This is a genomic window from Alcaligenes sp. SORT26 (assembly GCF_017377875.1).
Classification (GTDB): Bacteria; Pseudomonadota; Gammaproteobacteria; order Burkholderiales; family Burkholderiaceae_B; genus Alcaligenes; species Alcaligenes parafaecalis.
On record NZ_CP070975.1, the window covers coordinates 1,756,451 to 1,768,995 of the forward strand.

At 56.8% G+C, this 12,545-nt stretch carries 8 protein-coding genes; 6 read left to right on the forward strand and 2 right to left on the reverse strand.

Features of this window, described 5'->3' with window-relative positions:
• Positions 1-235 precede the first annotated feature (235 nt).
• From JYG33_RS08190 to JYG33_RS08215, 6 genes are all read left to right on the forward strand, one after another.
• Positions 236-2,089, forward strand: a complete 1,854-nt coding sequence (locus tag JYG33_RS08190; RefSeq protein ID WP_243430305.1) for a collagen-like triple helix repeat-containing protein — start codon at positions 236-238, stop codon at positions 2,087-2,089.
• Complete coding sequence (locus JYG33_RS08195; protein WP_243430306.1) at positions 2,086-2,676, forward strand: MarR family transcriptional regulator; 591 nt, start codon at positions 2,086-2,088, stop codon at positions 2,674-2,676. The genes JYG33_RS08190 and JYG33_RS08195 overlap by 4 nt, the downstream gene beginning before the upstream one ends.
• Before the next feature lie 232 nt (positions 2,677-2,908).
• Positions 2,909-4,768, forward strand: coding sequence for a collagen-like triple helix repeat-containing protein (locus JYG33_RS08200; protein WP_243430307.1), 1,860 nt, complete (start codon positions 2,909-2,911; stop codon positions 4,766-4,768).
• Between the two features lie 102 nt (positions 4,769-4,870).
• Complete coding sequence (locus tag JYG33_RS08205) at positions 4,871-5,680, forward strand: hypothetical protein (RefSeq protein ID WP_207875464.1); 810 nt, start codon at positions 4,871-4,873, stop codon at positions 5,678-5,680.
• Between the two features lie 12 nt (positions 5,681-5,692).
• Complete coding sequence (locus JYG33_RS08210; RefSeq protein WP_207875465.1) at positions 5,693-6,217, forward strand: MarR family transcriptional regulator; 525 nt, start codon at positions 5,693-5,695, stop codon at positions 6,215-6,217.
• Positions 6,218-6,390: 173 nt separating this feature from the next.
• Complete coding sequence (locus JYG33_RS08215; RefSeq protein ID WP_207875466.1) at positions 6,391-9,234, forward strand: pitrilysin family protein; 2,844 nt, start codon at positions 6,391-6,393, stop codon at positions 9,232-9,234.
• A gap of 88 nt (positions 9,235-9,322) precedes the next feature.
• Here the strand turns inward: JYG33_RS08215 and dnaJ are convergent, their stop codons facing one another.
• Together dnaJ and dnaK are read right to left on the reverse strand one after the other, a co-directional pair.
• Positions 9,323-10,456, reverse strand: coding sequence for a molecular chaperone DnaJ (gene dnaJ / locus JYG33_RS08220; protein ID WP_207875467.1), 1,134 nt, complete (start codon positions 10,454-10,456; stop codon positions 9,323-9,325).
• Between the two features lie 102 nt (positions 10,457-10,558).
• Positions 10,559-12,484 (reverse strand): molecular chaperone DnaK, encoded by a 1,926-nt coding sequence (gene dnaK / locus JYG33_RS08225; RefSeq protein WP_207875468.1) that lies wholly within the window; start codon positions 12,482-12,484, stop codon positions 10,559-10,561.
• Positions 12,485-12,545: the final 61 nt, after the last annotated feature.

The following is a 12,545-nucleotide window of genomic DNA, read 5'->3' on the forward strand; positions in this document are numbered from 1 at the left end:
AAAAACGTTACGTAACGGGAACGGAACACCTGGCACAAAATTCCCGAAACACGCTTGAACCTGCTCAGAATCCACTCAAAACCATCACACCACAAAAAACAAAACCCGAGCCAAACCATTGATTAACAATAATAAAAAATAAAATAAATAACAAAAACAAACTTGGCACAGAAATTGCTTCATTTCTATCAACAGCCCATCAAGGGCGTGCTTACACTTCAAATCGGAGTCAGACATGAAAGCAAGGAATTCAGCAAGAAAAGCCTCGGTACAACGCACATTGCAACGTACTGTTGTGGCCACATTGGTCATCAGCGCCGCCGTCCTGGCAGGTTGCTCCTCGCGCGGTGGAGTACGCGACGGCATGGAAGTCGCCGTACGTCCGCCCGTTGTTGATCCCAATCTGCCTAACCCCGGCGACGGTGGCAATAACGGCGGAAATAATGGGGGTAATAACGGTGGGAACAATGGCGGGAACAACGGTGGCGGTAACGGCATCACCGAAAATGCCCTGGGTAATCTGGGCAAGGCTGTCGACAATGTAGTCCCACTTAACCTGGGCAAAACCGGTACTCAACTGGGTCAAACTCTGGACGGTGCGCTCAAACCCGTCACCAATATCGTTACGGACACAACTCGCACCGTTGGCGGGCTTACTGGTTTAGGCCAACCAATCAATGGTCTGACAAATCAAGTCGGTGGCGTCGTGACCAATCTGGGAGATCAGTTGGACAAGACTGGCCTGCCGTTGAATCTGGGTAAAGGAGCAGGCGGCCTGCTCTCCCATCTGGGCCAGGCCGTCGGTTCGGCGGGTGGCTTGCTGGTCAACGATCCCAAGAACACCAACCCACTTGGCAATACCCTGTACCACGCCACGAAAGGCGTAGAAGTGCTGACGGGCTCCTTGCTGGGTGAAGGCAGCCTGCTGCATCCGCTGACGGCGCAACTGGGCCTGGGCGGAATCTTGCTGGCTGACGGCGGTGAGCCTGTTCTGAAGCCTGCGCTGGGCAATGTCGGACAAACCGTAGACAACATTCTGCCTCTGGGCCTGAACCCGATTCTGGGTGATGTCGGTGGTGCTCTGGACAATACCGTGGCACCTGTCGTTGCCACCGTCACCAATGTGACGCAGCAAGTGGGCGATGGTTTGGGTGTTGGCCAGCCCATCAACGCCTTGCTGGGCGGTGTAGGCAGCGCCCTGGGTAATGTGGGCACTCAACTGGATAGCGCGGCCCCTCTGGGTCTGGGCGGTGTGATCGGAAACTTGGGTCAGGCCGTTGCCTCGGTTGGTGGTCTGGTTCACCAAACCGATAGCAATACAAACCCGCTGGGCAACACACTGAATCACGCAACACAAGCCGTCGCTTCGCTGACAGGCGGCTTGGGCGGGATTACGGGTGGTGAAGGTGGCGGCTTGCTCGCTCCAGTCACTGGATTGTTGGGCGGCCTGGGTGGTGGTGACGGCGCAACGGGCGGTCTGCTGGCTCCAGTCACCAATCTGGTCGGTGGTTTGACCGGCGGCTTGGGTGGCGGCAATGCGGCCAACGGTGGCTTGCTGGCTCCCGTCACTAGCCTGGTTGGTGGTTTGACCGGTGGCCTGGGCGGTGGCGACGCAGCTAACGGTGGCTTGCTGGCTCCTGTCACTAACCTGGTGGGTGGTTTCACCGGCGGACTGGGTGGTGGTGATGCAGCTAACGGCGGCTTGCTGGCTCCCGTCACTAACTTGGTTGGCGGTTTGACCGGTGGCCTGGGTGGTGGTGATGCAGCTAACGGCGGCTTGTTGGCTCCCGTCACTAACTTGGTTGGCGGTTTGACCGGTGGCCTGGGTGGTGGTGATGCAGCTAACGGCGGCTTGTTGGCTCCTGTTACCAACCTGGTGGGCGGTTTGACCGGCGGCCTGGGTGGTGGTGATGCAGCTAACGGCGGCTTGCTGGCTCCTGTTACCGGCATTCTGGGCGGGGTCACAGGCAGTGTTTCGATTGGCGGTGGCGCAGCCGCTGAGGGCCAGGCAAGTGGTGGCTTGTTGACGCCGGTTACCGGCTTGGTTGGTGGCCTGGTCGGCGGTCTGCTGGGAGGTGGCCGGAAATGATGAATAAAGTCATGAACCCGGTCAGTTTGCCAGTGAGCTTTCATCCTGGCGCGCAAAGCGCCGGGAGCCGCTCCAACTGGTCCTCCCATAACGATGAGCACAGTGTGCTGTCAGAAAAAATGCTGATGGATCTGGGCAAAATGCTGGGCCGTCAGTTCACCATCTACGCGGAGGCCCTGAAAGCCAGTCTGGCCGAACAAGCCAGCATGCCCTTGAATGACTTCAAGGCACTGGAATACATCATGGAGTTCGATGCTCTGCCTACCGGACAGCTCGCCCACCTGATGGACTTGAGTGCCAGTGGTGTCAGCGCCCTGATCAACCGCCTGGAACACCGGGGCTACATCACACGCGGTCGTCACCCCTTGGACAAACGGGTGATTGCCCTGCACCCCGTACAGGACAAATGCCGCGAGGTTCTCGCCCTTAAAGAACGAGCGATCAATCAGGCCATCAACACAGCAGCGAACCAAAACCCGGCACAACTCATTGCCATGTATGACTTTCTGGTCGATAGCATGAGTACCTTCAGGCAAAACACCAAAGACTGGCTGGATGCCAAGGCCCTGGTGCCACGAGCCTCCTGATCACGCCGCTCTACCCCATCCGAACCGCTGCTTGTCAGCGGTTCTTTTTTTGTTACGTAACACGTTCCGCCCGAGCCCCAAAACCCGTAACAAATAGCCCTCTTTTTTTCTTGTACTTTCTGCCATCCCCAAGCGGAATGCGGCTTGCAAAGAACCCTATAAATTGGCACGCGAATTGCTTAACTAGATTCAGGAAGCAAGCAAGTACCCCGATCATTTATTGGAGCAAGCAATGCATAAAAATACAGACAGCAAGAAACCAGGCCTGCGCCTGACTCTCCTGGCCACCTTGATGGCCAGCACCTTAACCTTGACCGCCTGCGGTAGCTTACTCGGTGGTGGTGGCGGCAGTAGCGGTGGCGGCGGATCGGAAACCCCCACGAACCCTGGCCCAGGCACTGGCGGCCCAGGTGGTGGTGATAACGGCGGCGGTGACAACGGCGGTGGCGATAACGGCGGCGGCGATAACGGCGGCGGCGACAACGGCGGCGGTGATAACGGCGGTGGCGATAACGGCGGTGGCGATAACGGCGGTGGCGATAACGGCGGTGGCGATAACGGCGGCGGCGACAACGGCGGCGGCGATAACGGCGGCAATCCCCCCACTCGCACTCCAGGTCCACTGGAAACCACCCTTAACAACGTAGGCGAAGCCGTCGACAACGTACTGCCTGTCGGCTTGCAAGACACCGGCGGCAAGCTGGGCAAGGCACTGGATACCGTAGTCGCTCCTGTTCTGGACACAGCCACAGGCCTGACTCAACAAATTGGTGGCGCTACTGGCTTGGGCCAACCCGTAAACAGCCTGCTCGGTCAGACTGGTGGCGTAGTTGCCAATCTGGGCGAACAACTGGGCAATAGCGGCCTACCTCTGAATCTGGGTCAAGGTGTGGGCGGTCTTTTGAGTGGTTTGGGCAATGCAGTGGGTAGTGCAGGCGGCTTGCTGCATGCTGACGCTAACAACCCCAAACCATTGACAGCCGTGCTGGGCCACGCAACTGGCGGCGTTGCCGCTCTGACCGACTCCCTGCTGGGCGAAGGCAGCTTGTTGTACCCCATCACCGGCCAACTGGGTCTGGGTGGTTTGCTGAACGGCACGGACGCCCCCGCTATTCTTGAGCCCTCCTTGGCCAACGTGGGGCAAACCGTCGATAACATCTTGCCGATTGGCTTGAACCCAATCCTGGGCAATGTCGGCGAAACCCTGGATACCGTAGTCGCTCCTGTAGGTGCCACGGTCACTCATGTCACTCAACAAGTGGGTGACGGCCTGGGCGTCGGTCAGCCAATCAATGCCTTGCTGGGCGGAGTAGGCAGCGCCCTGGCCAATGTGGGTACTCAAGTGGATGGCGCAGCCCCTCTGGGTCTGGGCGGTGTAGTCGGACATTTGGGTCAGGCCGTTGCCTCGGTCGGTGGCCTGGTTCATCAAACCGATAGCAATACGAACCCGCTGGGCAACACCCTGAACCACGCTACACAAGCCGTCGCTTCCTTGACTGGCGGACTGACGGGTAATGGAGAAGGCGGCTTGCTCTCCCCTGTCACCGGTTTGCTCGGCGGCCTGACAGGCGGCTTGGGTGGTGGTGATGCTGCCAACGGTGGCTTGCTGGCTCCTGTCACAGGCCTGCTCGGTGGTTTGACAGGTGGCTTGGGCGGTGGCGAAGGTGCCAACGGTGGTTTGCTGGCCCCTGTCACCAATCTGGTCGGTGGTTTGACTGGCGGACTGGGTGGTGGCGATGCGGCTAACGGCGGCTTGCTGGCTCCCGTAACAGGTCTGCTCGGTGGTTTGACGGGTGGTTTGGGTGGTGGTGACGCAGCTAACGGCGGCTTGCTGGCTCCGGTCACAAACCTGGTCGGCGGCCTGACCGGCGGACTGGGTGGTGGCGATGCAGCTAACGGCGGTTTGCTGGCTCCGGTCACTGGCCTGGTCGGTGGTTTGGTTGGCGGCCTGGGTGGCGGAGCAACGGTCTCGGTAGACGTGAGCGCCTCTGGCGGCGCAGCCGCAGGCGGTGGCGCCGTCGCAGGCACCAACGGCGGCTTGCTGGCTCCAGTTACCGGCATCCTCGGTGGCTTGCTGGGCAGTCCTCGATAAGCGACAGGATGGGGCGTACCCCGCCCCATCCCTCAATCCCAGGACCTCTCGCATCTCACCCCGACCTGTCTGAGCAATCCTGATCTTTAGATGGAGTAAGTCATGACGACAAAGACACGTTTTACATCCAGCAGGATCGTTTTGCTCAGCCTGACAGCCAGTCTATTTTCAGCGACGGCCCAGTCGGATTCACTAAGTACCACTTACTTCACCCCCCCTCCAGGGGCGACACTGCAAAACCTTGATAGAACTATAAATCATGTCTTTCCCCAGCGACCTTCGCACCTCCAACTCGATCAGCCTGAGCTAATAGATACACTAGAGCAGCTCAAGAACTACGAAGCCCGCATCAGGGATGCCATTGATATTAGCTATGTCACTTCATCAACGGGGAAAGAGGTTTCCCTGTACGCAGGCGATTCTATCGATGTACTAGGACGACTTATCGAACAGCCTGATCTGCCACTAGACCTGAACGAAGTCTCTGGAACTCTGGTCAGAGGCATAGGTAATACAGTACGTAGCGTTGGAGGCGTGCTCTATGATGACCCGAACAACCGCTCCCCATTGACATCCGCCCTGGATTACGCAACGGGTGGGCTTGCAGATGCGACCGATATCCTCTTCCAGAACAACGGCCAGTTGCAACTATTGCAAGGTTCTCCAGGCAGCAGCCTGCTAACCGGCAATGAGTCATCTACCAGCTTACTCGCTCCTGTAACGACTCTGGTTAATGGACTGAATGGCAACATGTCCACTGACTCAGCAGCGAACAATGGCTTACTGGCACCGGTCAATCAGTTAATAGCCGGGCTTACTGGTGCCGTACCCACAGCAGGCTCTGGCAACACTGGCGTACTGCAACCGGTAACTGGCCTGGTCAACGGTTTACTAGGCGGTCCACCGCGCTAAGGACATTTGCGTATGCCCAATAAACAGCCCCTGACAACTGAATGGACCGAGCCAGAAGCAAGGGACGAAGTTTTGTCAGGGCATATGCAAAACGATATTGTGCGCATGATGCTGCGCCAGTTTGATGTGTACCTGGAAGCGAACAAGCACCAGTTGGCGCAGGCAGCGGGTCTGAGTCTGAATGAGTACAAGGCACTGGAATTTGTGCTGGAGCTCAAACCTCTGTCCCCCGGCAAGCTGGCCCAATTATTGAACCTTAGCCCCAGTGGTACCCAAGCCTTGGTGACGCGTCTGGAAAATGCGGGCTACTTGCTGCGCAAGCCGCATCCGCGCGATGGGCGCATGACCAGCCTGTATCCCCATCACGAACGCTGCAGACGCTTGATTGCCTCTATGGACCAGCCCGCGCATCAGATCATGAATGCCACGGCACACTACAGCACCAGTCAGTTAACGGCTTTGCATGACTTTCTGCTCAAGAGTCTGAACCATCTGCGTAACGAGGCCTTGGACGGATTGAAACGCAAAGCCAATTAAAAGCGGCGTCGTTTTCTTGCTGTTTTGCCCACCAGTGCCCCTGGTGGGTTTTTTTTTGTTAAGCCCCGCTAATTGCAGGGAGCGCTGCCTACCCAGCTAAACGGCCCCATGCTACAAAAGACACTGGTCGGCTTGGCTGGCTTTTTCATCGCTAAAACCGTAAGGATGTATTCATGAAACTCTCGGTACTGATTGCCGCCCTGCGCTTGCGCCATCTGGCAGGGGCCGCGCTGCTGTCCAGCTCACTGGCAGCCTATGCTCTGCCCGCTGGTCTGGCCCAAGGCCCCTCTGTCGAAGGCGTCACTCAATACACGCTGGACAATGGCCTGCGCCTTGTTCTGGCCCCCGACGATTCCAAGCCCACCACCACCGTCAACATGACGTATCTGGTCGGTTCCCGACATGAAAATTACGGGCAAACCGGCATGGCTCACCTGCTGGAACACATGCTGTTTCGCGGCACGCCCACCTTGCGCAATGCACTGGGAGAATTTTCCAAGCGCGGTCTGGAAGCCAACGGCACCACTTCTAGTGACCGTACCAATTACTTTGCCAGCTTTGCAGCAGATCCCGAAACCCTGAAGTGGTATCTGGACTGGCAGGCCGACGTGATGGTCAACGCCCTGATCGACAAGCAGGATCTGGTGGCAGAAATGCCGGTGGTGCGTAATGAAATGGAAAGCGGTGAAAACAGCCCTTTCCGTGTTCTGATGCAAAAGCTGACGGCCGCAGCCTACCAGTGGCATAGCTATGGCAAAACCACCATTGGTGCCCGCTCGGACGTAGAGAATGTGGATATCGAGCAGCTTCGCAAGTTCTACCACGACTACTACCAACCTGATAACGCGGTGCTCTTTGTGACCGGGCAGTTCGATACCGAGCAGACTCTGGAAAACATTGCCAAGGCTTTTGGTTCTATTCCCAAACCGACCCGTACCCTGCGTCCTGAATACACGGTTGAACCAGTACAAGATGGCACACGTACCGTTACCTTGCGTCGTCACGGCGGCACGCCGCTGATCATGTCGCTGTACCACCTGCCCAGCGCCGCCAGCCCAGAGTATATGGACCTGAGCCTGGGGATCAGCGCCCTGGGTGATACCCCCAGCGGGCAGTTGTACAAAAATCTGGTCAACAAGAATTTGGCCACCAGCGTGTTCAGTTTCGACTCGGAAAGCCACGATCCCGGCTACGCCCTGTTTGGTGCCGAGCTGAAACAAGACATGGATCAGCAAAAAGCCTTGAAGGCCATGAATGACACGCTGGAAGGCTTGGCCAAGTCCCCGCTGAAAGATGCCGATCTGGAACGTATCCGCAGCCAGTGGATGACGGGCTGGACCCAGACTTATGCCAATCCGGCCGGGCTGGCCAGCGCTCTTTCTGAAGCCGCTGCCAGTGGCGATTGGCGCTTGTTCTTCCTGCAGCGTGATCGGGTAGAAGCCGCCAAATTGCCACAAGTCCAAAAAGCGCTGGAAACCTGGCTGGTAGCCAGCAACCGCAGCAACGGCTTGTACATCCCCACAGAAAAACCTGTGCGTGCACCTGAAGCCAACGTCGTCGATGTTGCCAAACTGGTGCAAGACTACACCGGCAAGGACAGCGGCAAAACGGTAGAGGCCTTTGACCCCAGCCCCGCCAACATCATGGCCCGCACCGATCTGCAGCCTTTATCTTTGGGCAAGGATCTGGGCGAAGTGAAGATGGCACTACTACCTAAAGGTACTCGCGCTGACCGTGTAGAAGCACGCTTGTCCTTCAAATTTGGTTCGCCCGATCAGCTCAAGAACCAGACGGCTGCCGCCGCTGCCGTTGCCAGCCTGCTGACAACAGGCACCAAGACACTGAATCGCGAACAGATTTCCGATCAGTTCACCGCTATGCAAACTCAGTTCAGCACCAGCGGTTCCAATGGTCGCTTGTACCTGACGCTGTCCTCCAACCGTGAGAACCTGCCCAAAGCCATTGCTCTGGCGCTGGACGTGCTGCGCAACGCAAACTTCCCCGAGGACGAGCTGAAGAAATATCAGCAAGCCGTGGTCACCGATCTGAAATCGGCCAGTACTGAGCCTGCTGCCTTGGCAAGCCAGACGATCGAACGCTATACCAACCCATGGCCCAAAGACGATATCCGCTACACGCCCAGCTTTGAAGAGGGCATAGAACGGGTGCAAGCCGTTACGATCAAGCAGGTGCGGGACTTCCATCAAAAATTCTACGGTACGGGCGATGTCGCCTTTAGCGCCGTAGGTGACTTTGACAAGGAAGAGGTTCGCAAGGCTTTGGCTGATGGTTTGAAAGGCTGGCGCAAAGCCCCGACCTACCAGCGTCCGGATGATCCTTTGCAAACCGTTGCTCCCAAGGTGTTTGACATCAACACCCCGGACAAGGCAAACGCCTTCTATCTGGCCGATCTGGGCCTGAAGCTGCAAGACAGCGATGCCGACTTCCCGGCTGTCTATCTGGCCAACTACTTGCTGGGGCTGTCTGAAACCTCGCGCCTGTGGAACCGCGTACGTGTGGAAGATGGCTTGTCCTATAACGTACGTAGCCAAGTGGATGCGTCCAGCTATGAGCCGAATGGTTCGTGGACGGTGTATGCCATCCACGCTCCCAGCAATAGCGAAAAGCTGAGCAAAACCATTGATGAAGTACTGACTCAAACCCTAAAAGACGGCTTTAGCGAGCAAGAGGTCAAGGAAGGCGTGAATGCCTTGCTGAACTACCGCCGCTTGTCGCGTAGCCAGGACACGGTGGTCAGCAGCGCGTGGCTGAACTATCTGGATCTGGGCCGCAGCTTTGAATGGTCGGAGAAAATGGACCAGGATCTGCAAAAGCTCAATGCGGAACAGGTCAATACAGTTTTACGTAAATACCTGAAACCCAAGGACATGGTCGTGGCGATTGCCGCTGACCACGAGCGTCAGAAGCAAGGTGCAGCGGCTCCTGAAGCCGAGGCAAGCGAACAAGCCCCCACTCCTGCATCGACGGCCCCTGCAGCACTGGAAGCTCAACCCTGATCGGTAAAGCACAAGGCTTGCTCAGGCAGGCATAAAAAAGCCCGGTACTTTCGTACCGGGCTTTTTATTTCGCTTTCCCTTGCAGGATTCAGGAGAAGAAACCCTTCACCTTGTCCGTCCAGGATTCGCTTTTGGGCGAGTGCTTGACGCCACCATCGCTCAAGGCCTGTTCAAACTGACGCAGCAATTTCTTTTGCTCGTCGTTCAGACGCACAGGGGTCTCGATTTGAATGTGGCAGTACAAGTCACCGGGGTAGCTGGAGCGCAGGCCCTTGATACCCTTGCCGCGCAAGCGGAACGTCTTGCCCACTTGAGTGCCCTCAGGAATGGTGATTTCGCCACGCCCTGTCAGGGTAGGTACTTCCACCGTTCCACCCAGCGCTGCCGTGGTGAATGGGATAGTCAGTTCGCAGTGCAGATCCTCGCCGTCACGCTGGAAAATACCGTGCGGCTTGATGCGGATTTCCACATACAAGTCACCGGCAGGACCACCGTTGACGCCAGGCTCGCCATTACCGCTGGAGCGGATGCGCATGCCATCATCAATACCGGCTGGAATCTTGACCTGCAAGGTCTTGGTCTTTTTGACCTTGCCCTCACCGTGACACACCACGCAGGGGTCCGCAATTTCCTTGCCGCTACCGTGACAGGTCGGGCAGGTTTGCTGCATGCTGAAAATGCCCTGCTGCATACGGACAGCGCCACTGCCTTGGCAGGTACGGCAAGTCTGTGCAGAGGTACCGGGTTTGGCACCCGAACCCGAGCAGGTTTCGCAATTTTCCCAGCTTGGTACGCGAATTTCAGTATCAAAACCGGCCGCTGCCTGCTCCAGGCTGATGTCCAGCGAGTAGCGCAAATCTGCACCGCGGTATACCTGAGGGCCACCGCCGCGACGTCCGCCGCCACCACCGAAGATTTCGCCAAAAATATCGCCAAAGGCGTCTGCAAATCCGGCCCCGCCCATGCCGCCACCCATACCGCCCATGCCAGCGTTGGGATCGACTCCGGCATGACCATAGCGGTCATAGGCTTCGCGTTTCTGTTCGTCGGACAGGATCTCGTACGCTTCCTTGGCTTCCTTGAACTTTTCCTCGGCGTCCTTGCTATCCGGATTACGGTCAGGGTGGAACTTCATGGCCAGCTTGCGATACGCCTTGCGGAGTTCATCCTGCGTCGCATTTTTGGCCACACCGAGAATTTCGTATAAATCGCGTTTTGCCATGTTTGATTAACGACGTCTAAACGCCGCTGATTGAATAATAATGCCCGATCTCCAGCGTATGCCGCCAAAGATCGGGCCAGGGAACCTTACTCAGGCTCGCAATTACTGATCGCGTTTGACTTCTTTAAAGTCAGCGTCGACCACGTTCTCGTCGGCGGGCTGCTGGGCCGTACCTTCAGCACCTTCTTGTGCTGCGGCTTGAGCCTGCATGTCGGCGTACATCTTCTCGCCCAGTTTCTGCGAGGCTACACCCAGTGCTTCCACCTTGGCGTCGATGGCTTCCTTATCGCCTTCTTTCAGAGTTTCCTCCAGGTCAGCGATTGCCTTTTCGATGGCTTCTTTCTCTTCCGCTTCCAGCTTGTCGCCATAGTCCGTCATGGACTTGCGAGTGGAGTGGATCAAGGCTTCAGCCTGGTTGCGAGCAACCGCCAGTTCAGCGATACGGTGGTCTTCAGCCGCGTTCACTTCGGCATCTTTCACCATGCGCTCGATCTCCTCGTCGGACAAACCGGAGTTTGCCTTGATGGTGATCTTGTTCTCTTTGCCTGTGCCCTTGTCTTTGGCGGACACGTGCAAGATACCGTTGGCGTCGATGTCGAAGGTCACTTCAATCTGTGGCAGGCCACGTGCTGCTGGTGGAATACCTTCCAGATTGAACTCGCCCAAAGCCTTGTTACCGGCAGCGATTTCGCGCTCGCCCTGGAACACTTTGATGGTCACAGCAGGCTGGTTATCGTCAGCCGTGGAGAACACTTGCGAATGACGCGTAGGAATCGTGGTGTTCTTCTGGATCATCTTGGTCATGACGCCACCCAGGGTTTCGATACCCAGGGACAGAGGAGTCACGTCCAGCAGCAAGACGTCAGTACGGTCGCCCGACAAGACGGAACCTTGAATGGCTGCACCAGCGGCCACGGCTTCGTCAGGGTTGATGTCTTTACGTGGTTCACGGCCAAAGAACTCTTTAACGCGCTCTTGCACCTTGGGCATACGGCTCATGCCGCCGACCAGGATAACGTCGTCGATTTCCGAAACCTTCACACCAGCGTCCTTGATAGCAACGCGGCAAGGCTCGATCGTGCGTTCGATCAGGTCTTCAACCAGCGCTTCCAGCTTGGAGCGGGTGATCTTCAGGTTCAAGTGCTTGGGACCGGAAGCGTCTGCCGTGATGTAAGGCAGGTTGATTTCGGTCTGCTGCGTCGAGGACAGTTCGATCTTGGCTTTTTCAGCGGATTCTTTCAGACGCTGCAAGGCCAGCACATCTTTGGACAGATCCACGCCGCTTTCTTTCTTGAACTCGGCAATGATGTAGTCGATGATGCGCTTGTCAAAGTCTTCGCCACCCAGGAAGGTGTCGCCGTTGGTCGAGAGCACTTCAAACTGTTTCTCGCCATCGATATCAGCGATTTCGATGATGGAAACGTCGAACGTACCGCCACCCAAGTCATACACAGCAATCTTGCGATCACCCTTTTCAGCCTTGTCCAGACCGAAAGCCAAAGCCGCAGCGGTTGGCTCGTTGATGATGCGCTTGACTTCCAGACCGGCAATGCGGCCTGCATCCTTGGTTGCCTGACGCTGGCTGTCGTTAAAGTAAGCAGGCACGGTAATCACGGCCTCGGTTACTTCTTCGCCCAGGTAGTCTTCGGCAGTTTTCTTCATTTTGCGCAAGATATCGGCAGACACTTGCTGAGGAGCCATCTTCTTGCCTTGAGCTTCCACCCATGCGTCGCCGTTGTCGGCGGCAACAATGGTGTAAGGCACGTGGTCGATGTCTGTTTGTACGGCTTTTTCCGTGAACTTACGGCCAATCAAACGCTTGACAGCGAAGATGGTGTTCGTAGGGTTGGTAACAGCCTGGCGCTTGGCGGGTGCGCCAACCAGGATTTCACCGTCCTGCATGTAAGCCACGATGGAAGGGGTCGTGCGACCGCCTTCGGCATTTTCGATAATACGAACCTGGTCACCGTCCAACACCGATACACAGCTATTGGTGGTTCCAAGGTCAATACCAATGATTTTGCCCATGATTTTTTACCTGACTAAAAGATTGATTGCGAAAGCAAATTGTTTGATGAAATGCATATGG